The 24714-nt window shown below is 61.4% G+C and carries 27 protein-coding genes; 4 read left to right on the top strand and 23 right to left on the bottom strand.

Going from position 1 to position 24714, the window contains the following annotated elements; genetic code table 11:
• Window positions 1-314: 314 nt before the first annotated feature.
• Window positions 315-647 (top strand): hypothetical protein, encoded by a 333-nt coding sequence (locus AUL30_RS19815; protein ID WP_157070217.1) that lies wholly within the window; start codon window positions 315-317, stop codon window positions 645-647.
• 206 nt (window positions 648-853) lie between these two features.
• A complete protein-coding gene (locus AUL30_RS15485) occupies window positions 854-1768 on the top strand; it encodes a hypothetical protein (protein WP_062228800.1) in 915 nt (304 codons plus the stop codon).
• 66 nt (window positions 1769-1834) lie between these two features.
• Here the strand turns inward: AUL30_RS15485 and AUL30_RS15480 are convergent, their stop codons facing one another.
• From AUL30_RS15480 to AUL30_RS15410, 15 genes are all read right to left on the bottom strand, one after another.
• Window positions 1835-2389, bottom strand: coding sequence for a hypothetical protein (locus AUL30_RS15480; RefSeq protein ID WP_062228799.1), 555 nt, complete (start codon window positions 2387-2389; stop codon window positions 1835-1837).
• A complete protein-coding gene (locus AUL30_RS15475; RefSeq protein WP_062228798.1) occupies window positions 2386-2628 on the bottom strand; it encodes a hypothetical protein in 243 nt (80 codons plus the stop codon). Before AUL30_RS15475 ends, AUL30_RS15480 begins: the two co-directional genes overlap by 4 nt.
• Window positions 2629-2652: 24 nt before the next feature.
• Window positions 2653-2844 (bottom strand): hypothetical protein, encoded by a 192-nt coding sequence (locus tag AUL30_RS15470; RefSeq protein ID WP_062228797.1) that lies wholly within the window; start codon window positions 2842-2844, stop codon window positions 2653-2655.
• A 1-nt stretch (window position 2845) separates the two neighbouring features.
• Complete coding sequence (locus AUL30_RS15465) at window positions 2846-3961, bottom strand: N-acetylmuramidase domain-containing protein (protein ID WP_192843076.1); 1116 nt, start codon at window positions 3959-3961, stop codon at window positions 2846-2848.
• A gap of 636 nt (window positions 3962-4597) precedes the next feature.
• A complete protein-coding gene (locus tag AUL30_RS19810) occupies window positions 4598-5365 on the bottom strand; it encodes a hypothetical protein (protein ID WP_157070216.1) in 768 nt (255 codons plus the stop codon).
• Window positions 5366-5369: 4 nt separating this feature from the next.
• Window positions 5370-7364 (bottom strand): sialate O-acetylesterase family protein, encoded by a 1995-nt coding sequence (locus tag AUL30_RS15455; RefSeq protein WP_157070215.1) that lies wholly within the window; start codon window positions 7362-7364, stop codon window positions 5370-5372.
• Window positions 7365-7389: 25 nt separating this feature from the next.
• Window positions 7390-7824: a hypothetical protein gene (locus tag AUL30_RS15450; protein ID WP_062228793.1), complete on the bottom strand. Its 435-nt coding sequence runs from the start codon at window positions 7822-7824 to the stop codon at window positions 7390-7392.
• Window positions 7824-9536 (bottom strand): phage tail protein, encoded by a 1713-nt coding sequence (locus tag AUL30_RS15445; protein WP_062228792.1) that lies wholly within the window; start codon window positions 9534-9536, stop codon window positions 7824-7826. Before AUL30_RS15445 ends, AUL30_RS15450 begins: the two co-directional genes overlap by 1 nt.
• A gap of 17 nt (window positions 9537-9553) precedes the next feature.
• The gene (locus AUL30_RS15440; protein ID WP_062228791.1) at window positions 9554-9979 is read right to left on the bottom strand and encodes a DUF6950 family protein; all 426 of its coding nucleotides are present in this window, start codon (window positions 9977-9979) and stop codon (window positions 9554-9556) included.
• The gene (locus AUL30_RS15435; RefSeq protein WP_062228790.1) at window positions 9964-10530 is read right to left on the bottom strand and encodes a hypothetical protein; all 567 of its coding nucleotides are present in this window, start codon (window positions 10528-10530) and stop codon (window positions 9964-9966) included. Before AUL30_RS15435 ends, AUL30_RS15440 begins: the two co-directional genes overlap by 16 nt.
• The gene (locus tag AUL30_RS15430; protein WP_157070213.1) at window positions 10530-11198 is read right to left on the bottom strand and encodes a hypothetical protein; all 669 of its coding nucleotides are present in this window, start codon (window positions 11196-11198) and stop codon (window positions 10530-10532) included. The genes AUL30_RS15435 and AUL30_RS15430 overlap by 1 nt, the downstream gene beginning before the upstream one ends.
• Window positions 11198-13651, bottom strand: coding sequence for a phage tail length tape measure family protein (locus AUL30_RS15425; protein ID WP_062228788.1), 2454 nt, complete (start codon window positions 13649-13651; stop codon window positions 11198-11200). The genes AUL30_RS15430 and AUL30_RS15425 overlap by 1 nt, the downstream gene beginning before the upstream one ends.
• A gap of 151 nt (window positions 13652-13802) precedes the next feature.
• Window positions 13803-14792 (bottom strand): HNH endonuclease, encoded by a 990-nt coding sequence (locus tag AUL30_RS20010; protein WP_062228787.1) that lies wholly within the window; start codon window positions 14790-14792, stop codon window positions 13803-13805.
• 220 nt (window positions 14793-15012) lie between these two features.
• Window positions 15013-15588, bottom strand: a complete 576-nt coding sequence (locus AUL30_RS15415) for a hypothetical protein (RefSeq protein WP_157070212.1) — start codon at window positions 15586-15588, stop codon at window positions 15013-15015.
• A 1314-nt stretch (window positions 15589-16902) separates the two neighbouring features.
• A complete protein-coding gene (locus AUL30_RS15410) occupies window positions 16903-17082 on the bottom strand; it encodes a hypothetical protein (RefSeq protein ID WP_062228785.1) in 180 nt (59 codons plus the stop codon).
• Between the two features lie 467 nt (window positions 17083-17549).
• Here AUL30_RS15410 and AUL30_RS19490 point away from each other — a divergent pair, with 467 nt between their 5' ends.
• A complete protein-coding gene (locus tag AUL30_RS19490; protein ID WP_083507975.1) occupies window positions 17550-17807 on the top strand; it encodes a helix-turn-helix domain-containing protein in 258 nt (85 codons plus the stop codon).
• 54 nt (window positions 17808-17861) lie between these two features.
• Here the strand turns inward: AUL30_RS19490 and AUL30_RS19485 are convergent, their stop codons facing one another.
• The 8 genes from AUL30_RS19485 to AUL30_RS20310 form a co-directional block, all read right to left on the bottom strand.
• Window positions 17862-18788 carry a DNA cytosine methyltransferase gene (locus AUL30_RS19485; protein ID WP_407638285.1) on the bottom strand — a complete coding sequence of 309 codons (927 nt, stop codon included), beginning with the start codon at window positions 18786-18788 and terminating at the stop codon, window positions 17862-17864.
• Window positions 18757-19308 (bottom strand): Com family DNA-binding transcriptional regulator, encoded by a 552-nt coding sequence (locus AUL30_RS19800; RefSeq protein WP_062228782.1) that lies wholly within the window; start codon window positions 19306-19308, stop codon window positions 18757-18759. The genes AUL30_RS19485 and AUL30_RS19800 overlap by 32 nt, the downstream gene beginning before the upstream one ends.
• Window positions 19309-19310: 2 nt before the next feature.
• Window positions 19311-19568, bottom strand: coding sequence for a hypothetical protein (locus AUL30_RS15390; protein ID WP_062228781.1), 258 nt, complete (start codon window positions 19566-19568; stop codon window positions 19311-19313).
• Window positions 19569-19590: 22 nt separating this feature from the next.
• Entirely contained in the window at window positions 19591-20139 is a 549-nt protein-coding gene (locus AUL30_RS15385) for an AAA family ATPase (RefSeq protein ID WP_062228780.1), read from the bottom strand.
• Window positions 20140-20165: 26 nt separating this feature from the next.
• Window positions 20166-22274, bottom strand: coding sequence for a Mu transposase C-terminal domain-containing protein (locus AUL30_RS15380; protein ID WP_062228779.1), 2109 nt, complete (start codon window positions 22272-22274; stop codon window positions 20166-20168).
• Complete coding sequence (locus AUL30_RS15375; protein ID WP_062228778.1) at window positions 22274-22765, bottom strand: hypothetical protein; 492 nt, start codon at window positions 22763-22765, stop codon at window positions 22274-22276. The genes AUL30_RS15380 and AUL30_RS15375 overlap by 1 nt, the downstream gene beginning before the upstream one ends.
• A 3-nt stretch (window positions 22766-22768) precedes the next feature.
• Window positions 22769-23020, bottom strand: coding sequence for a helix-turn-helix domain-containing protein (locus tag AUL30_RS19970; protein ID WP_062228777.1), 252 nt, complete (start codon window positions 23018-23020; stop codon window positions 22769-22771).
• 109 nt (window positions 23021-23129) lie between these two features.
• Window positions 23130-23495: a helix-turn-helix domain-containing protein gene (locus tag AUL30_RS20310; protein WP_083507970.1), complete on the bottom strand. Its 366-nt coding sequence runs from the start codon at window positions 23493-23495 to the stop codon at window positions 23130-23132.
• A 244-nt stretch (window positions 23496-23739) separates the two neighbouring features.
• Between AUL30_RS20310 and AUL30_RS15365 the strand changes: the two genes are divergently transcribed.
• Entirely contained in the window at window positions 23740-24255 is a 516-nt protein-coding gene (locus AUL30_RS15365; RefSeq protein WP_062228776.1) for a helix-turn-helix domain-containing protein, read from the top strand.
• The last annotated feature ends 459 nt before the right edge of the window (window positions 24256-24714 follow it).

The raw sequence follows: 24714 nt of genomic DNA, 5'->3' as shown, positions 1-24714 counted from the left end.
CTAACACGATATGATGTAACCACCATTCACAACGAACAGCAGCTTGCAACCATGGTTCGAGATCGTTCAGGTCGATCTAAAGCTGACGCTGACCGCGAGATCCGGGATTGGATGGCCGGCAAGACGTTCTAGCCACTAGCTACTCAAAATTACGGACAATAACGCCCTATCAGCTTACATGACACTTCGGCGACGGAGAGCACGTATTTGCACATGTCCTCGATCTCATTTGAGGCTGTAAGCGCAGGGTCATTAGATACCCCTAGTCCCGTATCCTCCTACATCTGACACCACCAAGCCGAAAGGAATATGCAATGCCGGCAAATCACGGGTCGTCTAAGTACGACGGAGCCCCTACGGAAAGTGACGCTCGCATATTCGATGAAGCGCTTAATGATGGACCAGTTCATCGAGCGACCAGCCCTAGCAAGGAAAGCGAACAATCCGAAAATAGAGATGTGCGCGACGAATTTGCTGGCCTTCCGAACGACTTTGTAGATGCGGGAAAGTTCGTTGGAGAAGTCGCTCCTTTATCGAAACCGATTTCCGCAAAATCGGTAAGCGAGACATTCGGTATCGATGAAAGTGAACTTTATAAAAGCGATGAAAATGAGGACCTGACTCGGGCCGTCGCGGATCTGGATTAAAGTGATTTTAGGCTAGGCTACTCGCGGGATTGGGAAAGCCATTCACAGAACGAAGTCTGAGCGGGGCATGTAGCTTGGAATATAAGAACACACGCAAGACCCAGACAGCGTTGTCGACAGTCAACTGTTTTTCATGCAACAATCAGATTCTGGGTACCCCTCCCCGGCCGCCCAATGTTGTTTGATAACAGTGTGTTAGAGGTAAAATGGCTAAAACTCCGGCCACCCCCGCTCAGCTACCACTAGACCTCGATATTCAAGTCGAAAGAGACGTCGACGGTATCGAAATGGGCGTCCTCGACAACGGCATGACGTACCTAACGCAGCGCGGCCTTGCTGCAATTACTGGTGCTGCTCGATCAACCATTCAGGAGATCTCGAAAGAATGGGAGGATAACTGGGGAACTGACATCCTGCCCCGCGGGAGAGCCAGATATTTCCAGGATTATCTACAGGAGCAAGGATTCGATAATCACACGTTGTATCTCGAGATAACTCGAAACGGGTCCCCATATTACGCTTACCCTGACGTTGTCTGTATGGCGATGATAGAGTTTTTCGCGTTTGAGGCTCAGAGAACCAACGACACAGCACTCACCAATTTCCGAAGGCTGGCACAACTCGGCCTAAACAAATTCATATACAAAGCGCTTAACTATGCACCGCTCGATCCATGGCAATATTTCAATGATCGGGTGACCATACTTCAGGACTCCGCACCCGATGGGTATTTTATCGTCTTTAAAGAGACGACGGGAATGATTGTTGATTTGATCAGAACCGGATTGCCGGTCGATAACCGAACGATACCGGATCAAAGCGTGGGTCAACATTGGGCGAGACATTGGTCCGATGGCGGGGCGGGGCTCGGCCATAACGAGCGCATTCCTTTCGCACACAATTTTCCTGCATACTATCCACAAGCGAAGAGTAACCCTCAGCAAGCTTGGGCGTACCCAGATAGTGCTCTTCCGGAGTTCAGGCGGTGGTTCCGGCACGTCTATCTTCCGACGAAATACCCTTCGTACATTTTGTCGAAGCACAACGTGTTGAAGGGTGGAAAAGCTGAAGCTCTTAAGTTGGCGGAGATGTACGACCCACGGAAGGTTACAAAGCGGTAGCCCCACAGGTGACCGCCTTGACTAACTTTATCTCTCACCTTCGGCATATGCTGTCGTATCAAAAATCTAAAACGAAGCGAGCCGCAACTCCGATGCGTGCAGGGCGGAGAAGCGCCGCACGACCGGCGGTCCCTCGATGACCTTGCCCTGCTTCTTGCGCCAGGCGTAAGCCTCGTTCGGGAGGATCTTGAACTGCCGCTCGCGCAGGTTCTGCTCGAGGGGAAAGAAGCGCTGCCACGGGTTGCACTGATAGCGGATCGTGCCGCGATACAAAGCGTCGCCTGGCGCTGCGGCAAGCGGGATCGGAACGCGGATCGTGAACTGCGACGGCCCCTCCTCCACAATGCGCTCCTGCGGTGAGATCGGCCACTCGACCTGCATCTCGTCGATGACATACCGGAATGCTGTGATCTGGCAGTCTGCAGTCCAGGTAAGGCTGTAGCGGATCTCAAGGAAGCCACCCTGCTCCACCTCCGCGCTGATGACTTCGCTGACCTGATCGGCCGCGGGCTTTCGATCAACGATGCCCCAGTACATCCATGGGAAAAAGCCGAGCACCACGATGGTGGCGACGATGTTCGGCCACGCCCGGCTAGGCAGCCTCCTTTTCAAGATCTTCATCCGAGATGACTCCTAAGGATCTCTCGCAGCGCATACAGGCCGGCGGCAATTGCCGAGAGCCACATCGCCGCCTTCTTCAGCGTCTCCACGACGAGCTGCCATGCCTGCTTGTGCTTCACCATGCGGGACAGCTCGGCCTCGATGGCGAGCAATCGGCGGTGCCGCTCCATGTCCTCTTCCGTGAGGTACTGGACAAAGCCGGGTGGCATCCTCGGCGGCGTCTTGGCTTCTTCGGTCACGCCTCGCGCCTTTCATGCCTTGCGTTAGACTTCCCTGTTCCGAGGGGCGTAGTAGACGACGCCGAAACCGATCAGCGCATTGAAGATGCCGAGGCCAAGCCAGGCGCCCCAAGGCATCTGTACGCCGTCCGGTACGGTTGCGTAGATCGTCGTGCCCGTGGCTGCGACGGTAGCCGCGGTGCCGGCTACAGCCTTCGCGATCTTTCCAAGGTCCATGTCAGTTCTCCAGTGTTTCGAGTTCGTCGGCCAGGCGACGAAGGTCTGCGATGATGTCGTGGTGGGTGCGGGCCTGCGGCGCGGGCTCGAGCGGACGGGTTTGAGGCTCCGAACCGGGGTTAGGTGGCGCTGGAGTGGGTTCAGCGCCGGGGGAAGCCGCCTCACGCTCGGGCCACTGCTCACCATGGCCGGGGTCTACATCCTTGCTGGCAAGTGCAGCCGCGAGCGCCGCCTTCGTTGCGGGTCCGGCAATGCCATCGGCTGACAGAGACAGGGCCACCTGCGCCGCACGAACAGCCTCAACGGTTTTGGGTCCATAGCGCCCGTCTACCGGGCCGGGATCGAAGCCAAGCGCCAAGAGGTCAGACTGTAGCGAGCGCACGGCTTCGCCTTTCGAGCCGGAACGCAGCACGGCTGATGTGGCAAGCGGCATGTCTTTGTCTCCGGAATGCTTGAGGAAAGCCGTCCTGAGGCGGGTGTGGTAGCCGTGCGAGGCATACGCACTGCCGTTCCACCGCTTCGCGAACGCATGCTCTCCGGGTAGGCCAGCCTCCCCGAACTGGCGCATTGCGCGATCGAGTCGCCATGCTTTGATGAGCGTGCACATAGCTTCAAGCTGCTGGCGCTCGCCCTGCATGAATGCCTCGACCATCGGGACGGGCGCGGGAAAGCCGCTGTCGCAATGATTGGCGCCGAGGATCTGAGGAAGGCCCCATGAACACGACTTCAGAGCAGCGTCCCGGTCGATTGCAACTGCTGCCGCCAACCGTGCATACTGAGCCGACGATCCTGCCGGGTAGGGCTTTGTGCCCCATGCTCGGTAGGCGAGCCCCTCCTTCACCGCGCGGTCGCGCTTGGCGCCGGCTCCGAGCTCGACATAGAAGCGATGCGGCTCGTAAAGGATGATGGGACGCCGCTGCGCGTCAAACCCCGATCCTCTCGCCTCGATCTCTATCACGGCGAGCAGTGCGGCCGTTGGCACATTGATGAGGCGTGCTGCATTACCGACATCGCCCTGTTCCAGGCGACGCCCTGTTCCTACGAAGTTCATGCTGGCCTCCGGGCAAAAGAAAGCCCGCGCGAGGCGGGCAAATACGAACACGCTATCGATGGCCACAGATTGACCTGTGCGCTGCATTGATGTTCAGTTGGTTGCCCTTACAACGAGCATCTTCACTATGACGGATCAGAAGCCGTACGATCTGCAGGACCTGATAAGTTTAAGGTCCGATCTATACTCGTATCACAACCATAAAGAGAGCTCGGCCTATATTGCTATAGGCGCGAGCTTAGCCTTTGTTGCCTATATGACGGAGAATGGGAAGGACCCTGAATTCATTACGAAGCTTTGTTCTATAATGACCCTCTGCGTCTCTTATCTCTTCGTTAGGTGGCAACTTCACCAAAAACGCAAAGCCGCTGTCGAAATGTGGGTACTGAGGGATGCAATCTACATGATCGGTGTTGGGAAGGCGCCACCACTACGCCGTATGTCTTCGATTAAACCCTCTGAAACGCCAATGTCAAATATACTCGTGCCCTGGCTTGACCCCTTAGGGCACTATGACCTTCATAATGTAGATTCATACCCCCTATATACATCGCTCTTGCGGCAGCGCGAAAAGCCTGGACTTCTGCGGAAGGAGATCATGTTAGGGACGACAATCCCCTCCTTTCTCGCGTTACTCTTGCCTGTGTATCTGGTTCTGTATTGGGGTCTATGCTGACGCGATTTCGATCTCAAATTCGCGCATCAAACGTTGAACCGTGCGCGCAATAAGCTAAGCGCCTCAGCCATGAACGGGCTTTCATTTGGCAGGTGCATAGCGCGATCAAACACGAGAACTGCGCCGATCTTGCCGACGTAACCCAGCGTTGGCCCCACGCCCCCACCGCCTCCGATGTTCCACGACATCTCGGGCGACACAGTCGGCCGCTCAGTATGAGTGACCAGCCCGACCGGGGTTGGGCTATTCAAATACAAAGCGCTTTGTTGCGTATTATACTCGTAAGACGCGCCATAGATTGAGACGTCGCCGACTGATGGCAGCCCACTGCTAACAGTGTTACCGAGCGCGGAAGACAGCGGGAAATAGCCCAATACGGAGCCCCCTCCACCATACCGGAGAGAGGACATGAACCCTCCGGAATGCGTCGTGGACATCAGATTTCGCGTGCCGCTTGCTGCCGGACGCGTCGCAACAATGATCCAGGTGAACGACCGGGAAACAGAACCTGGAGCGATGCGGACATCCCCATCGGGTGCCGAGAAGTTTAGTACGGGGTGGCCGTTAAAGGCGGCATCCGTAGCCAAGCGGCTGACGCTTGGCCGGTAAGACGTGACGCGTGCACCGCTCATTCTGTCGCGGCCACTCCCCAGGGCGTCGAGCTTACCCGGATCGACATAGTGGATAAGCCCCGGCAGACGCGCGACCCTGGTTTCGAATTCGCTCATCTGGATCAGAGGAGCCCCTGGAATGACGATGCCGGATGTTCCCGGGATGACTGCAATGCGTCCCATGTCTTTAACCTTCTGCGGTGATGCTGATTTCTTGGTGACACGCCCAGTTGAATAGGGGCATACCGGCGGCACTGACATCCGATGAGCTGTCACGGATACATGATCGCGCCCCTGAGGATGGCCCGCCGTCTTGCCCGGGAATGCCTGTCCTAGCGATGCCAATAGCTTGATCCGCGCCCGTAGGAACCGCCGACAGGGTGACGGTGATCTGCTGAGGAGCCGTTTTGACAACAGATGTGACTGAGACGGCATTCCCGCCTGACTGGATGAATTCGACGCCAAAGTTTCCGGGGTCGGAGACACTGACGGGATCTATCACGACCTCCCCATCCGGCGTCGAGAAGGTCAGAACGACCGAACTGCCAGAGCGGACAGCAGACGTAACATACGTGGGCTTCCACGGCATGCCTCCGAGATGGCGGCGCAACGCTCGGCCGTGATAAGCGCCAAGCCACGCAGACGACGGCGCTGTAAGGTGGATGCCATCGGCCGAAGTGGGCAGCATGTATTTTGGGCCCACACAGATGATGCGATTTTCGTTCGCCAGGCCGGCGCGCAACTGGGCAAGCGGGACATCCGACCGCCTCGGTTGCGCGCCGTACTTGGTCCAATTGGAGAGCTGATCGACTGCGAGTACGACCTCCCTGCTGTCCCCAGTGTAGATCGCCACGTCCGTGCTAACATCCGCCTGCAGCTCTTCGATGTAAGATTGATAGACCTGTGCGCTATCGGAGAGGTTGTTCTCGCCGTGAATGAAAGACATTGCCGGAACGTCGTAAGAATGGCCGTTCAAACCGGCAATGATCCTTGCTCGACGAACGGCGCGAAGGATGTTCTCGTAGGGGCCCGTACCACTACGCAGGCCGCTGTAACTGGTGCCGCCACGGCCATGAGCAGAGAGCAGAATACCCTGCGCAGGAGGAAGTCCGACCGCGACCTCCAGACCGATCTGGCTCGCTGGTGTCTCGGCATTCACCTCCCTCGCATCGACGAGAGAGAGTAGATTTGCGCTGTCGGTCGGACTATTGGCGTCAGCGCCCCCCCGCGTTCGAGGCCCCACATTGAAGGTGACTACCCTACCTGCGGCAACCGGCAACACTGTTTGTACCGGAGTAGAGAAAGACCCATCAGACAGGCTCTGCCCGTACAGGAGAAAATGAGATACGCCTGTCCGCTCAGCCGACAGCGATGTCCTGGCGGAAACGTCCTCACCCTTTGCTGTGACGATGTTGTCCGCATCCTCGAAGAAGAGGATAGAGCTGCCCTCAACGCGAGGACCGAAGGCATCTGCCTCGCCGAATGTGATGGGTACGATCGAGCCGCGTGCTACAGCATAAACTCGCGAGTTACCTGAGACGAAACGCGCGAAGACGTCCATATCGATAGGTGACCCAGCAGACACCATACGTCCGTCATGGTCGATGCCGAAAACGAGCGACCCCGAGCCCGTGACGATCGCGTACAACAAGTCGTCAGTGAGGGCAGGAGCGCCGGGGGCATCGAGCATGATGGCTCGAAAAACATTGTCGTAATCTACGCCGGCAACGACATTCTTCCCGTCGCTGGTGTAGACGTCTTTCCAGCCACCGACATCGGTAAGCATCCCAACCGATGCGCGCTGCGGCAATACCGATGCAGTAAGCTGGAGGTTCTTCGCGTCCAATGCTGGCAACGTAGCCGTACTCTTGCGGACCAACGCCGTGCCGACTTTGACGTAGAAGCCGTTATTGGCTCCGTCCGCCATCACGTTCACGCCGCCATTTGCGGGAATAGACGACAAGGCCGCGTTGGCCTGGGCGAGTGTGTCGTAGTTTCCCACGGTGCCAGCAGCGGAGGCAGCAGCGTTTGCAGCATCCTGAGACGCAAGACGGTCTGCCTCGGCAGACGCAGCGCTAGCAAGCGACTGATCGCGAGCCTGCCGCGCTTCCGGCGTAATGTCACCGGTCGGGCCACGTGCGGGTAAAGCGATATCGGCCCCGCGTACAGAGGTGTAAGGCATTCTGAACTCCGGCTTCAGGAGAATGTCAGGAAAGGCGAGCGGGGCTCACGAGCAGGCGACCGCGATACAGCTCGCGGCGCAGGACGCCTCGGTAGGGCGCATTGAGGTAGGTTTCGGTCAGGATGCAGAAGTGATCCCACTCCCCGACCGGGATGGCTCCGGCACCGGATAGGATGCTTTCACGCGAGGCCCGAATGCTGGCCAGGCCTTGCGCAGGATCATCGATGACGATCGTGCCGCTCGTGGTCGAAAGCCGGCGGATGAGAACCGAATGATCGAACACTGGGCGCACGAAGATATCGATGGTGCATCCGGTCAGATCCTTCGGCTCGCTGCCCTCCAGGATGCGGGGCAGTGGGTCCATCCAGTCCTCCCCCAGCGAGATTGCGCAGTTGGCGATGGTGTATGGAGGCTGCACCACCACGTGGCGGAATTTGACGCTATCGCCGCAGCAGGACATCAGGCGTCCTCCTCCTCAGGTTCCAGGATGGTAATGAATCGCTGCGCTGACCAAGGCCCCACAGCCTGCGGCCCCGCGATGGTCTGGCCGCGCACGGCATAGGTGCTGCCTACGGCGACCGGTGCGCCCGTAGCGCGATCACGGGTCGAGGCAGTCGTCATCGACATCCAGCCGTTAGGGGTGTTGGCGTTCCGGTACTGGAAGTTGTAAGCGCGGTTGAGCGCCTGGGATGGCGTCCACGTTGCAACGATGCTCGGGGTATCGGTCTGCGCCAGGATGAAGTCAGGCGGCGTCAGGTCGTAGGATGGCGAGGTGTCGGGCGGTATGACAGTCGAACTGCCCTCCTCGTCCGGCGACCAAGAGTAGGACGCCTGCGAGGCCGAGCGCAGCTTCAGGCTGACGGTGGTAATGTCGGGCGACATTTCCACGCCCTCGACCCAGAATGGCGCGTCGATCGACAGCTCGGGCCAGCGAAGACGGATGATCCGCTCGCCAATGCAGTTGAGGCCGGCGAGGTTCGTAACGATCTCGGCCGTCCAGTCGGCATTGTCCCGCGCCATACGGATCTTCGCCAACCGGCGTGCCTGGCTTTGCGATGGCACCTGAAACAGGTTGATGTTCTGCGAGATCACCTGCCCGGACTGCGCGATGTCGAGCGGGTCTTCCCAAGGCGTCGCCTCGTTCTCGACGTGGCCAAGGGACGGCTCGCGATACTGGATCACCAGCTCGTTGTAACGGTCCATCGCGCCGGGCGGCGAGAAGTCCGCGGTGATGATGTGTCCGAGGTCGGCGTCGATGACGACAGTCGGCTCTTCCCACCTGCCGCCGCGGATCGAAACCTGCCCGTTCGGCGACATATAGAGGCTTGCGTCGCAGGCCTCCAACAGGCGCTGCAGGACGTCCTTACGAGGCTCTGTCAGGTCAACCGTCGTGGCGATGCGATAACGCCGCTGGCCGTTGACCATGTCGTCACAGAGCCACGCGTAGTCGATGAAGCTCTGCAAATTGATGCGCGAAAGCGGCCGATCGTATCCGTCCGGGTGAGTCAGGTAGTCGAGGACCGCAAGCGCGGCATTGTCCGACCAATAGGTCGTACCGTTTCGGGGGTCATAGACTTGGACGCCGCGAAGCGTTGCGGACAGGGAAGGCTCGCCATTCGGATAGGCGCTCTGGAAGTATTCGATGGCGGGCGCGATGAACTGGCCGACGATGTATGCCGTTCCCTGCAGTCGATGATCTGCTGTCCAGGCGTCAGGGAAATTGAACCTCAGCAGCCCTGATGGCCCTTGGTCCGCGGCCCCGGTGGACTGGTTGATGTAGGCGTAGAACTCGCCGCTTCCGCCCACAGTAGGGGAGCCGGAAACCACAGCGCCATCGCCACGGATACCGACAGCGACATCGTTCATGAAGACGTGCTCGATGGCGTCCACCGGACGTGTCGATAGCATGACAAGCTTGTAGAGCGCGCCGTTGCGGCTTTCATAGAATGCCAAGGGACCGCTGACTTTGACGCGGCCGTAGTGCCAGAAGCGCGAGGGCACGGCCTGCTTTACCTCGACCTGGCCGTCGCTTGGCTTCGGCTGATCCGGACGGAACAGGAGCGAGGCGATGTATGAGAGTCCGAGGGACAGCGCGAGGTTGCCGACCGCCGTACCGATGGCGCCAAGGCCGGCGAAGAAGCCGGAAACGGCAGTGACTGCTTGGCCGCCCAAAGCGACTGCGCCCGTTATTAGTGCTCCAACTGGGGGCATCCGAGGCTCCAGGCTTTGATTATGGGTGCCCGCGTGAAGCGGAGCCTGTCGTGGCCTATGAAGGCGATGAACTTGCCGGTGACGATGCCGCCCGTTACGCCGGACGGCAGGCTAACAAGCGCGATGTCGCCGGCCTGCGGATGCTGCGTCCCCCGGATGCCGAGCGGCGCCAGTAGCGCGTCTATCATGGCCTCGCGACCGCCATGCCCGACGATGACCTTCTCGGCCTCTGCCTCGTCGCAGTATGAGCCGCGCAGATGCGCAGCAGGATCGATGCCGCGGCACTCCTCGACCCAGTCGGCAAGCCAAAGCAGGCAGTCGCGATGCCCCCACGAAAAAGGCCGCTCTGCAGCGGCCTTGAGGAATGCACCCAGCTTGTCTTGGTCGCCTAGTAGGTCGGCCATGCCACCACCTTGTTCTTCAGCGTCGGGATGAACTCGCAGCCGCGGTCGCCAGGGTAGCGCGCCTTCTGGTCGCGATCCGACCAATAGCTGTAGGAGGCGAGATTGCGGGCGGTCCAAATTGTCTCAGCCGTCAGCGAGATCGTCCGCTCGCTCGGGCCGGAGGCGGAATATCCGATGGTGTCCATGATCATTGAGCGGATGACGAACTTGCCATCGAGGGGCTGGTGCGTCGTGTTGTCGAAGAACTGGCCGTAGACCGTCACGTCCCGGCCGCGCACCGCGTCCGAATTGTTGACCTGAGTCACTAGCTGCGGCTCGACGCCTGACAGCGTGAAGGTGATCTTGTCAGCCGAATCGTTCTCGCCAAACGGGATGGCGCTGATGCTGCCCATCTGACCAGCACCATGCCACTCGACGCCGTCGACGACGAGGACGCCGGAACCGGACCACGTCCGCAGGCGATAGCCGGGAAAGTCGAAGTCTACGAGGGCGGCGAGCGTGACCTCCCTGCCCTGCGCAGCGGCAGCCTGGACCGCATTGAAGATCGCCATCAGAACGCCTCGAGAAGCTGCAGCGTGACAAAGCCCCATCGCCCATATTGGAGTTCGATGTCGCCCTGCGAGTCATCGACAAAGCGCATCTCGCAGCTCGGCGTCATGAAGTCGACAACCTGGCCCGCGGCGACTGGATCGCGAAGCGGGGGCTCGATGCGGTAGATGCCGTTGCTGATGTACTCGGTCAGGATGTGCAATCGTCCCGGCGATGGGGAAAAGTACTGCCCTGGCTCAGCGGGCACACCCGATTGCGATATCTGAACCGTTGTGGCCCGCCGTGCCGCTGGCGATGCGAAAAACGCTGATATGTGGCTTTGCGCAGGGATCGCCGGGTCAGCGTAGATCGTTCCGTCCAGCCTCTCGCGCCGTGTGTTCTCCGGCGACAGCAGCCGTCCGAATGCATCGACCGGCCAGTTCTTGATGAGGTCGAAGGCGGGCACAAGCGTGCGCCCTGCCCGACCATTCATCGCAGCGACAAAGGCACGCAGTGCAAGTATCTCGCGGTTGTTGCGGACGGGGCAGTCCGCAAGCGTTGCGACCCAGCGGCTGACGCCGGAGGAGACAATTTGCTCCTGACCGTTCGTCGAGGCGCCGCCGGATCGCGATACGTTCTCCAAACGAAGGCTGATATTTGCTGGGGAAAGGTTGGCGGGGAATGCTACCATCAGCCCTTCCTCAGTTGCTGGTCACGCTGCATGGTCGGGAAGGCCCGCGATGCTGCCTGCTGGCCTTGCGCCACCCGCCCCTGCGCCACGCGGTCGCTGATGCGTTCGACAGTGACGTTGAAGTACGGGGACGGAGCGACGTTGACGGAGAACTGCCCACCGCTTTGCCGTTCCTGGCCAGGCTTGGTGATGCTCACCTGCTCGTTGGGGCTGGCCTTGAAGGCGACGAGCTGGCTGTCGATGCCGCCGGCACCGCCCACCTGGAAAGAGCCGCCGTCCTTAAAGCCGAGCAAATTCTTAAAGAATCCGCCAACCGCGCCGAGCGGACCCGCTCCTCCACTCTTTTCGCCCCCGGAACCGCCATCCCCAAAGAGCATTTGGAAGGCCTTATCCATCCACATATCCGCGAGACGACCGAGGATATCCGACAGCACCTCGCCAAAAGACTTGGCGCCTTCGATCATGGACTTGAAGCCAGACGACAGGGAGGTCGCCATGGTCTGCCCGACGCTGGCGAAGTCATTCGTCTTCTGCTTCGCATTCTCGGTCGCGCGATCGAACTCGTCCTGCGCCTGCGCTACCGCGCGGTTGTAGGTATCCTGGTCGATCGCCCCTGCGGAGAGCAGTTCATTAAGCCGGGCAATCTGCGCCTGGTAGCGTTCCAGTGGCGTCCGGGTCTGCTCGAAGATGCGCGCAGCTTCCTGCGCTTCCTTCGACAGGCCGTTTCTGCCAGCCCCGCCCTTCTTGCCCTTGCCGCCCTTGCCACCAGATCCGCCGCCGCCGAGGGCTTCATCGGCAGCGTCGCCGAGCGCCCGAACCGAAGACGTGGTCTGATCGATCGCGCCGCGCGCCTCGCCGATGGCGTTTGCCCGGTCCCGCAATCCGGCTAGGGCGTCGCCTGCTGCTCCGAGGTAGTCGGTGGTGAGAGCGTCGTGGCTCGCGGCCGTCATGTCCGAGGCGAACTGCGAGGCAGCGCCCGCGAAGGGGTTCTTGACCGCCCCCGCGAAGCTCACGTCCGCAATGACCGGGATCTCGACGCCGGGGATGGAATTAAGGCCACCGATCAGCCCGTTGACGAGGTTCTTGGCCGAATTGACCATGCCCTCTAGGGCACCAAGAACACCCTGCACCACGGCCATGACGACTTCGCCAATGGCGGCAGGCAACTTGGTCCAGACGACACGGATCTGATTCACGGCTGCGACGAACAGGCCGATGATCAGGTTAAGGGCTGTCTTAGCCCCGTCCGCTATGATGCCGAACGCTGTGATCGCAACGCCGACAGTCCCCTCTCCGAACGTCTCGCGGATGCTATCCGCAACGGCCGAGAGGTAGCCGGTGATCGTGGAGACGGCAGAGCCAATCGAGCTCGATACGATCTCCCAGGCCGCTCGGATATAATCCCCGAGGGTCGCGATCTCATCAGCAACGACGTTGATCTCGTCGCGGAAGAACCACAAAGCGGAAACCGCGGATGTGATGGCGACTGCGAGGGCGCCGAGCGGGTTCAGCATAATTGCAGCGCGCAGGGCGGTGAATGCGGCAACAAGGTTGGTGCCGACAGCCACCACCAGCGAGCGAACGCTGGCGAGGATCGCTGGACCGAATGCCACGGCCATGGTCGTCCCGGCAATGCCGGCCACGCGGATAATATTTGTCAGGTTGTTGGTCAGCAGGTTGAGGGCCGCTGCTGCGACATCCAGTCCCGCAGCCATTAGGCCGCCGGCACCTGCCCCACTTGCGATCGCCTCGAAGAACCCGTCCAGCGCTTTTTGCGCCAGTGCCGTGCTCTTTGTCAGCCCACCAAAGCCAGCTTCGGCAGCGCCTTTTACCTGGCCCTCGAGCTCGTCCATAAGGACGCCGGCGGCTTCCGCACTCTTGCCCGCTTTCGCGAGCTCGATCGCCATCTTCCGACCTTCGGCCGAAAACGTGATGCCGCGGGCGGACAGCATCGCGAGGCCCTTCTCAGGGTTTTCCAGCGCTCGCGCGAGGCCGTCGAGATTCTGCCGAAGATCACCGCCCCATGCGGCTGCCATATCATCGGCAAGTTCGATAGCCCGAAAGAAGACCTCTTCACCAAACCCGTAAGAAGCGAGGTTGGCGGCAACGTCCATGACCTCTTGCCCGGCGCGCCCAGTGCGCATTTCGAGCTCGTCCGCCCAAGCGGCAATTTCTTTGGCCGATGTGTTGGCCGAGTTGCCGGTATTGGCGAGAACCTGGTCGACCTTGCGAGCCGACGACTCCATACGCTCGAGACGCTGCACGGCTGCGGTCACGCCGACGCCAAAAGCTGCCGTGATGCCCGCGAGCCCTGCGGCAATGGTCTTGGCAAAGCCGGACATGCCGCCCTCGACCTTCTTCAGGCCGTCTTCCCACGCCGCGGTATCGAGGCCAAGGTCAACGCGGAGAGCGGGTGTGGCGTCCAGTGGGTTGGCTCCATTCCGCCATTCCATTCAGGGTCCTGCCAACCGTGGCCTTCTCTCCAAACGAGCGGGTAGGCATAGCCATCACCATCTACAATCCCAAGAATAACCGTTCCATCCTTTGGCGCTGTGTCGATCGCTTGCCATTCCATGGTCAGACCTCGCTTGTCATCACAGTTGCTTACTGGACTATAGGCCACCCATCCACCCCGATCGTCGGCCGGCGGTCACAATAGCCAAGGTCAGCGCGCGTCTTCACGTCGTGGCACTCATTGCACAGGCACTGCACGTTGCTGTCGTCGTCGGTGCCGCCGTTCGCCAGCGCTACATTGTGGTCGGGTACCTCAATCTCGCCCTTTTGAATGTTGCCTGCCAGAACCTGCCACATCTCCGTGCCCCCCTTCTTTGGTGGCGCCTTCGTTTGGCCAAGGAAGATGTTGCCGACCACGGGGCTGCCCGCTGGCAGAGCTGGGCGGCTGGGCTTGGCATAAATGCCGACGCCGGCATTGACGCAAGCCTCAGGTAGGTCGACCTCGCCATCGACGCCCATCTCGCGAAGGTAGGCTCGCGCCTCGGCCTTGGTCATTGGTATGCCTTTCCGCTTTTCCTTGGCCGCTGGTTTGAAGGCGATGTCGGGCGCTCCGACATACGCAGCCACATGGCAGTTCGGGATTGTCTGCGGCGCGCTTCCCTTCTCGCGCGTTGCGCGCTCACGGTGCCCGAGCAACGCGTTCTTGCCGTCGAAGACCAAGTCGCCGATACGCTGACGAGCAACGTCTCCGAGCTGATCGCGCTCTAGAACTCGTTTCACCGGCCACGCGTGGAGCTCCTGCTTGCCGCCACCTCCAAGCCGACGCGGCTCCCGCTTCCAGACGAGCTCGACATTCTTCATCACGCGCTCGATGGCCTCTATTGATGGCGTAATCTCGCAAGCGCGCTCCACCGACATGCCAGCGGGCACCTTGTTGTCATTCGCGGTTCCTGTGTTCCAATTGGTCTGCATGCCGGATGGCGTCTCGTCGCGATCGATGTAAGCCCTGATGACGTTCGGCGTGCTGCGAGCGCTCGGCCGCGCGCCCGAAACCTTCCTTGGCAGCAAGTGAGAACCATGGTCTGCATGATTACCCGCCCGGATCTCGGCAAGCTCGGAGAATGACTTCAGTTTCATCATGCGGATCTCCTGTCGTACCGGTTGAGCGCCTCGCGCCCCTTTGCCGAAGCAACTTGTGAGTAGGTACCATTCGGCTGGCGCCGCCACTCGAGCATCCCGCGCGACTTCAGGATGATCTCCATGCGATCTGCGACACGCTGGTAATGATGATGGCCTGTTCCCGTTCGTAGGGTTGCCGCTTGCCCTGCAGTGAGCCGGAGGTCGGCCGCGTTCCAACCTGTCATGCGGCTTCCTCACGCAGGCTGCTATTCGCCACGAGGTCACCAGGAATGAGGCGCCACTCAACGCTGTCGTCGGGCATTAAGCGATATGACACGCGAGATCCGACCACGTTCTCGTCGCCCCCGCATACTGCCGCGAGGCCTGCGGCCCAATCGCTCGACAACTGCATGGCACTCTCTCCGAAATCGAAGATCCCGTTGATGCGAGCTGAGCCATCGACGTTTGCGTCCACAGAAACGATACGTACCTGGCTCCATGGAAGCGGCCCGGCCCTCATGAACCGACGTGGCGCATCGCCTACGGACATCAAAAGCGATTTTCCGATAAGGAACGCCGGGTCTCCATCAAGGTCGTAAGCATCGTTCAGGCTCTCAAAATCATCGCTGTCAAATCCGCAGCGGAGCGTGAAGCGGCGCCCCTTCCCGCTGACGAGGTGAGCAAGTAGGCCGTCTAGCTCGTCCGGTTGGCTTTTCGGTGCCGTGAACTCCGCATGCACGACCCGCCACTTCGAAAAGCCTTCGGGCTGCGACCAAACAGTATTGGAAACAACTGGCGCCCCGGTCGCGCCCTCCAAAGGGCGCGACCCGATAGGGGCGCCTTTGTAACCCCCTTTAGGGGGGATTTGGCCCCCTGCTTGGGGGACACCCGAGACACCTGCTAGGGGTCCCCCAATCGCTTCCTGCCGACCCCCCTCAATAGGGGACTCGGGGGACTGCCCCTGAGGGGGCCCCACTGGCCGCTCTCGACAATCTAAAATGGGTCTGCCGCTATTGGATTTGCGCACCCATGCGCTACCGCGGAAGTGCCAATTTACGCCCCACCGGGCAGCGTCAATTGCGGTGGCTTCACGAGCGATGAATACGCGTCCGCTGGCGAGCATTGCCGCTTTATACCTTGCTGCCATCTTCACCGTCGTACCTGCACCATTGGCGAGGTATGACTGGCTGCATTCAGCGAACATGGAAGTGTTGTCCCATGCCCGAGCAATTACGCTGATGAGCCGTTTGGGGAGGTCGGGTAGTGTGGGGTCCTGCTGCAGATCCTCGCGGAACGCGAGTTTCTCCGCGACGCTCACTCGATACCAACTCGCTGGGGTGATAGACGACTGACTTCGATGACAAGTGGACATGACACTTCGTTCTCCCTGGCCTGGAAGTTTCTGCTCGGATCAAGAGCTGCTGACGAGGATTTACTAACTTCGCTTGAGTGAGCGCCATGCGACACTCACTAGTAACTAATTGTAAGCCTCCCCCCATGGCAGGGAGGTCCGCGAAAATTTTTGAACATACTTCGCTGATCGAACTCCGCAGAATCATGCGCGCGCAGGATCTACGTATGCAACCAGTAAATGGAGAGCGTTCCGGCGACGGATACATTGGACCTAAGGCTGGACTGCCCACGGCAACGATTGGCAACGATACGACGGAACAAACCACGTTTTTTCGACGCAAACGCTACCGATAAGCCGATGGATTCACTGTATTCCGAAGAAGAAAGGGTCGTTCGGGACGAGGGGGTCGCAGGTTCAAATCCTGCCACTCCGACCAACAAATCCAGGCACTTAGCATTTCATAGTCGGACGATGCGCCCGGAAACCACTCAAATCGACAATCTGACGCACAAGCGAATCCCCATAGACCGGCGTTATCTCTGCCTGGGACAAATGGAGAACACGCTCATGCGCTACCCACCCATTCACGCGAGCCGGTTTCGTGTAGCGCGGCATTTGATTTGGCACCTTGCGGCGCTTGATTTGGCACCGCTCTCGGCCTGTAGCTAACTGCCGTTTTACGGTGTCTCGCCCGCAGTCGTAGACGGGTTTCGTCAACGACGGTTTGGGTAGGCGCTCAGATCGCTCCAGTGCGATCTGAAAGACCGAAAACGAGCGTCAATTTTCTTCGTCCTGGCCGCTACGAATCTGCGCAGCCAGTTCGCGACCCACGATCATCAGCGCGGCGTCGAGAAGGGGCAGTAACTGTACGAGTGCGGCTGTCTCGGCCGTCTTGCGCGCCACGATCAAAATGTCAGCCAGGGCCCCGACCGCATCCTCTTGCATCAACTTCATCATTCGCTCCTTTGGCTGTCGGAACGAACCTGTCGGGTGCGGCGCTGCGGCGACAGGTAACTAAGGTGGCAGTCGAAGACCTCCGACCGTGCCAATGGTTGCGATTTGCCGCCTCGGTGCGTCAAACGTCACCGGCGGCCGACACATCTCCACACGCGTGATTTTGGTTCCGTCATGCGCAGCGAGGGACTGAAAAGCCCGCCAACAGCAGCTGTCGGCGGGCTAAAGATTTTCCACGGATTTCGTGGTTTTCCTATTGCTATACCACGAATTTCGTGGGATAACACTTTCACCGAAGCAATGGTGCTTCGGCGGATCGAAAGGGAAGACCATGAGCAAACGGCTCACCCTTCATATCCGGATAGGCAAGTGGCGAGTGACCCTCACCATTAGCCGGTAACTCCGGAGGCCGAGGGCGCTCACATCGCTCTCGGCCGAAGGAACTATAGGATCGAGCAACGGCGGATGCAATGATGACGGAAGCACCGAACAGCCTACGGATTTGGCGGACTGAAGCAGGCCTCACGCAATCGGTCATGGCTCAGCAGATGGGTATCAAGCTGCGGACATACGAAGATCTAGAAGGTGGACGGTCTCCTCTACGGGCGGTTCATCTGGCCGCTGCGCGGTTCGCATTGATCGAACTTCTTGCCATTGGCGATCTGAAGCGGTCGGCACTTCCCGACGATCTGCTGTCCCTTGTCGATGCAGCCGCCGCGCAGACTTGAGCCTATCGACGATGTCAAAGAGCGCGCTCGACCGACGTGACGGCCGAGCGCATGTCACCGCGCGGTCAGATCGCGCTCATGGGCAGTTCGCAGAGTGCGCCACGCATACGCCGCAGCCAAGCTGACCACGCCGTTACCGGCTGCCTCGGATCGGTCCACCCGATCGGCCATCCCATGATCAGGTCCGAAAAGTTCGGGTTGAAGGTCAGGGCGGACGGCGAGCAATTCGGCCCAGGCCGGATAATCATCTGGAGCGGGTGCGAAAAGTCGAACGACATTCGCCGTGTCGGGCGTGCATTGCAGGATGCCATGAGGATCCACACCAGCGTCCAGAGGCGCGCTGCCTGCCCCAGGGCGAGCTGCGTGCCGACCTGCGTCGGATCGTGCTTCAACCGCATGCCGCCGCGCTGCAGCTGTAGAATGGCCCGGTTGCAGTAGAGCGACTTGGTCGGCGTGGGCCAGAATGAAGAGCCTTCGCCGGAAATGGCTGGCGCCGACCTCTCGCGCGCTAAACAGGCCCGCCTTGACGCGATAGCCCATGCCCGCCAGGTCTGCGAACACGTCGGCGGCTCCCATGGACAGGTGCCCCTCGACATTCTCGAAGAAACACCATTCGGGTCCGATCTCGCCGACGATCCGCTTGATATGCGGCCAGAGGTGACGGGGGTCGCTTGCCCCCGCGCGACGCCCGGCGAAGCTGAAAGGCTGGCAGGGGTAGCCGCCAGAGACGACAGAAACCTTTCCACGCCAAGGGCGGCCGTCGAAGGTCGTGACATCATCCCAGATAGGCGCGTTATCCAGGGCCTGGTCAGCCATCCGGGCCACGAGGACGGCCGCAGGGAGTGCTTCCCGCTCGACGTAACAGACAGTCTCATATCCGGGTTCAGCGATATGGAGGCCGAGCTCCAATCCGCCAACGCCGGCGCAGAGGGCGAGACCGGCGAGCCGGTCAACGGGTCGAGGTGGGGTATGTAGAGCCACACGTTTCGTGTCCTGATCCGGCGCTCGGTGCGCTCGGTTGCTGGCTCGCATGGCCTGCGGTCGGCTCGCTCGGCCGGAATCGGGTCGTGGTTTTGCAGCGCCGGCACCGGATCTCGATACCGGTCGGCCAGCCTTCGCATTTGAACAACAGGGCGGAACACGTTCCGCATCGCACATCCTGCACTATCCTTCGCCTTTGCCCTTTGCCATAGCCGCGATCTTGCGTGAAGGCGGGCCCGTTCATGGGCACCAGGTCCATCGCCGCCGAACACCAGTTCAACCGCGCCGCCTGCGCATCGTGCGCGGCCAGCATCCAGAACCCGTCCAGCCTGGCCCAGATGCCGGCAGCCTTCAGGTCTGCGACAAGCACAGAGATTAGCTGCCTGCGCGCGGCGGCCGGCGCCATCGTCATGCGCGCCAGCAGCGTATCGACCTCCGGGTCATAGCCGCCGCCAGCCGGCTGCCGAAGGCGCTTCGCAGGCCGCCCGATGCTGAAGGATGGCTGACCGAACACCAGCATCGTCAACCCTTTTTCGTAATGGCGAGCGATGCCGAACCCATCGCTGCACGGGCATAGACGCTTTCCGTCGTCAGGCCCGCGACCGCGAAGCTATCGTTGTCCGCAGTCAGCAAATGCCCGTCGGCCTGGGTCGGCTCTGCGGCGGCAATACGGACATAGACATCCGCGCCGCCGATCCGTTGCAGCAGGCATTCCGTGGAGCCCGTTGCAACCGCCGTCCATGCCGGCCCAAGGGACTGCGTCGTGGTGACGATCGCCATGCCATCACTCTCCTATCTGCGGCTACAGGGCGCGAAGATGCGCCGCGTCACGCAGGTCGCACGGTACCGCGCCCACCCAATCCAGAATGCGGCCGTCGAAGCGCTCCCATCGCTTGAGCTTTTGCGGAAGCCGTTCCTCCCCGATCAGCAGGATCGCGGCCGACGACGAATTGTAGATATCTGCAACAAGGTGAACCATCGACCGGTCCACCACATGGTCCATTTCGTCGATGATCAGCGGCCGGCCCGACTTGACGAGCTGCTCGGCGATCTGGTCGACCATCTCCGGCACCGTCCGGCCGGGTTCGATCCCCATCGATCGCAGGATGGCCAAGGCGAAATGGCGCCGGGTCCAGGCGGATTTCACCTCGATATAGTAGGCACGATGCTTGACGGCCGCGTGGCTCGCGGCCGAACTCTTGCCATAGCCGGACGGGCCATACAGCACGACCATTCCCGGCAGGTGGATGGGGCGTTCCATGGCCCGCGTCAGCGCGCTGACCGCCATGGCGACATTGCGTAAGGGCGCCGTCGTCGCGTCGACATTGACGAGGGACAGATCGTGCATCATTGCTTGCATGTTCCTTGTTGCAGGGTTCACAGGGCCGTCTGGACGCGCGCGACGCTCCAGGCGGCCATTTCGTTTTCGGCGCGGTATTCGGCCGTCGCCGGGTAGGCGCGGTGCCAGCGCTCAAGCTTCTGGTCGACGATCCGACCGGCGGCGATCAGCCCATCCACGTGCAGCCACGTCTCGTAGCGTTCCCGGCCCATGGCGGGGCCTTGCGGTATGTCGATCTCGTGGGTCGCCTCATGCGTCACGGCCTGCTGCGCGACGAATTCGCGCTCAAGCTCGGCATGGAGGTCGATGACGTTGCTCGGCATCTGCCGGTCCAGGTCGATCAGCGCCGGCCCGCGCTCCGCGCGGATCAGTTCGATCTGGCGTTCGCGCAGGTCGATGCGGCGCTTCTCGCGCTGGTCGCGGGCGTATTCGATGCGCGATTGCGGTTGTTCGTCCACGACATTGCCGTCACGCTCGGCGATGCAGATGAGCCGTTCGTCGTCCAGCCGACGCACCCACACCTTGGTCCCGTCGTGCACGTCGTAACCGACCCGCACGCGCTCCCCGCCATAGGGCTCCAGCGCTTGAGCGAAGTACCGCCCCCATGGCAGGCTGATCTCGCCACGCTGGACGGTCCGCACCAGCTGCGGGCGGAACAGGTCTTGCGTCAGCTCGGCCGGCAGCAACGCCGGCTCCCACCCATTCGCGCGCTCGCCCGCCATCGCCTCGGCCGGCGTCATATGCCGCAGGCGTCCCGTCGCGCCGTCGCGGATCTTCGACAGGCTGCGGTGCGGACGGTCGTTGTAGGCCGCGACCGTGGCGCCGCACCATCTCAGGAACTCTACCCATGGCATCAGGAGGCGGGAGGCGCCTGTCCTGCGGATATCGGCGTCGGTCAGCTTGACGATCTTGCGGCGCGCCTCGTTGTCCATGTCGCGTCCGCTGTAGCTGATCAGGGTGCGCGCCTCGCGCTTCCACAGCGTCGCCTGCAACCGTTCGATCTTGCCGCGTGCCTGCGCCCGTCCCGCGATCGAGTTGGTGGGCGTTGCCCCGATCCGGCCGATGAGGCCGGTCAATTCGGATGTCATCTCGGCCGCCGTGAAGCCGGCGCCGTTGTCGGTGTAGAACAGCGCGAATTGCCCGAAGTCTTCGACCGTCTTGCGCACCGCGTCCATGACGACCTGTGTCGACTCGGCAAGGCCCGCCGACCAGCCGAGGACGAAGCGCGTGCGCACGTCCACGACCGCGCAAACCTCCGGCCGGAAGGGCTTCCCATGCACCGGATGCGCGACGTCGGCCTTGAATGTGTGGCCGTCCGCCGTCACCACGTCCATCGGCATCAAACGGTCCGTTGAACGCCGCTTGAACGTCTTGAACGCCAGCAAGCCATTCGGCCCATGGCGGCCGCGCTCGCGGTCGACCACGCCCATCGTCTTGAGGAACCGACGCGCCTGGTCGTAGCTCGGCGCCGTCACATCGGCCGGCAACCGCGCCGGCAGATCTTCCATGACCGCCATCAGCGACCGTTTGGTCGCTGTCCGCCAGAGCGCCAGGAGCTCCGGCGCCCAGGCCGGCACGGCATCGGCGCGGGCCCGAACCTCGGCGGGCGCGAGCGCGGTGATGCCGCGCGCCGCATCGGCACGCCAGCGGAACAGGGTCCGCATCGTGATCGTCCGCGCGCCGTTCTCGCCGGCGCGCGCATTGGCCACCGGGATCAGGGCTTGCAGCTCGGGGCGGAGCGCGCCGGCATCGGCAAGCCGAATGAGCTCGCGCATCGCGCCCTTCACGCCCGCCAGCGCGGCCATGCGCTCCAGCTCGATCAGGATGGCGGCGCGCGCATCCATGCAACGGCGCTGCCAGTCGGCCATCCCGGCCGCCGTCCGGGCAACAGCCGCCAATGGCGTGGCAGTCGGCGTCGCGCAGGGTGTCGGCGCCGGCGTCGCCGATGCGGCGAGCCGTCCGGCCAGGGCTTCGCGGGCGGCGGGCGGCAGCGAGGCCACCGCATATTCCCTGCCGCCGCCCGATTTCTCGCGCGTCCGCCAGGCCCACCCCTCCCGCATGGCCATCTTGGCGATGCCCGCATGCGATGTCGGAAGCCCCGGCAGGCGATGGGTCGCCAGTTGCATGGCCGTCAGATGCGTCGCCATCACTCCACATCACCCTTGCGCTGACGGTCAGCCCATTCCCGCGCCCGGGCGGGAAGGGTCTTCAAGAGCAGTTCCTTGCGCCCCTTGAGCCGCTTCTCCTCCAATTCGACCATCGCCAGCTCGGCCAGGGCTGCGGCCTCGCTCGGCACCGCGCGGTGGTCGCAGGCCGTCACCAGCGTGTGCAGCAATCGGTAATCGCCGGCGATCCGGCAGATGGCGGGCAGCCGCCAGGCCGGCAATTGCCAGTCCCCGGCGCTGGCGCTGCAGCGATCCAGCACGGCCTTGGTGAACTCGCGCCCATCGTCACGCGGCTGCAGGCGGTTGATCTGCGCCACGACGGCGTAGCGGTCGAGCCCGTGGCGCGTCTTCGCAATGGCCAGCGTTTCGCCTAGGGCCTCACGGATCGCGGCGTCGAGGCTGGACAGAGGCGCCGGCGGTGCCTGGTCGAACAGGCTCGGCTGGTCGGATGCGCAGGTGGGGCGGCGGGCCATCGATCAGCCCTCCGAAGGCGACCGTTCGGTCGCAAATGCGCGGCTGGTGATTTCCACGCCCACGACCGCCGCCCACTGGAAAAGGCCCTGCGCGGTCGGCTCGCGCTGGCCGCTCTCCCACCGCTGGAAAGTGCGCAGCGCAATGCCCATCCGCTCGGCCACGACCTGCTGCGACATGCGGCAGTCGCGCCGTGCGCGCAGCAGCGCGCCGGTCAGCGACATGTACCGTCCCTGCCATGTCACGGCCGCGCTCATAGCCCGGCCTCGATGTCGCGGGCCAGCTGCTCCTCGAACTCGGCGATCCAGTCGCAATTGTCGTTCGCGGCCCTGCGCCGGAACATGGAAACGAGGCGGGCCAGCATGTTCATGCTGCACCCGGAATCGAACGATGACAGTCGAACGCGGCCCGTGCGAGCCTGTTGGTGTTGGCGGATGTTTTCGCCGAAACCTTGCGCGTTCCATTCCGCAGGTAGCGGGTGGGCCAGATTGTATGAGGAGACACGCCAAGCAGCTCGGCAATCGCGGCCTCGCCGCCGACATGGGATCGGGTCAGGGCCGATCGGCATGCCGCAAAGTGCAAGCCGCCCGATCGCGCCAGCCCCTCAAGAGTCCAACGCACGCCATCCCCATCCCTTGTCATGCGAACGGCTGATTTGATTTCCTCGGGGTCCCAATCGCCGGATGGCAACCGGGTCACAGTCCAGGTGCCGTTTGGGTTTCGTACCGCCATAGTGTACCTTTTGCCCTCAGGCGGCCCGGCCAGGGGCCGCCTTTTATTGGAGGTTTATTTGCATGTTCACGGTCATGAACAAGCGCAAAGTATCATATGTCGGACTGAACTCAACCGGAAAATTTGGGTATAATCCTACACGCCGCACTGCGCCGGCGATAAATCGATCATTATCAAATGTATTCAAATACTTAATACGAAAGGCTGGAAATTGGTGCCCAGTATCATCCTGGGGGCCTGTAGGATGAAACAGTTCGCTGACCGACTGAAGGCGGCCATGAAGCGGAAGGGCCTGACCCTAGATAGTCTATCGGATAATACCGATATCTCGCGTTCAGCCCTGGCGCGTTGGACGTCGGGCAAGGCTGATCCGCCGATCAGCAACACCGCCAAGGTCGCTGACGTGCTAGGCGTAAGCACCGACTGGCTGATCTACGGACGCGGTTCACCGGACACGAAAGCCTCCGCGTCGCACAGCGTCACATCGCCAAAGGAAGATGATGGGGAACCAATGCTGCGCCGACGGACAGATGTCCTCAGCGTTGATCTGCTTCAGGAACTATCGCGAACCATTCAGCGGGTTTACGCCGAGGAAAACGCGCGGATCACGAGCGACCAACTCGTGTTGCTCGTCGCCGAGAATTACAATCGCCTGATCACCTTCTCCGCCCGGCCGGACGTTCAACGATCGATGATCCCGATCATCGCCGAAGAACTTCGCTCCGATCTCCAGCGACCTGACATCAAACACCGGGCCTGAAGCTGGTACGCAAAGCCCCTGCCGAGGCTGTAGTTCCTGCATGAAATACAACCAGCGCCCGCCGATGGATATCAACAGCCGCGACCGTAACCGCCGATAGCATCCAGGACCCGCACAGCAATACGCCCGACCGCAATGGGCCGGGCGCTCAAAACCTTGATCACATGGTGCCAAATCAAGCACAAATTCCGATCACCAGCGCTCAATATCGGCTCCAACCTGCTCACCGCAATTTCAGCTTCCCCGAGCGACTGACCCCCCGCAAACCCCTACAACGCCGGGCTTCCAGCCCAACCGGTGCCAAACCTCCCCAGTGCCAATCCGATCACCTCCCCACATTCGCATCGACAAAGAGCTGAACTGGAAAGAAGAGCTGCCGGAACGGCCGACCACGATACCTGCGGATCTAAAGGCGCATCAGGCGCGGCTGCGGATGTAATTTGGCGTGTCTGGGCATCG

Origin of the sequence: Aureimonas frigidaquae (assembly GCF_001463905.1) — a bacterium.
Taxonomy (GTDB): Bacteria; Pseudomonadota; Alphaproteobacteria; order Rhizobiales; family Rhizobiaceae; genus Aureimonas; species Aureimonas frigidaquae.
This window is presented reverse-complemented; position numbering and strand designations above follow the sequence as displayed.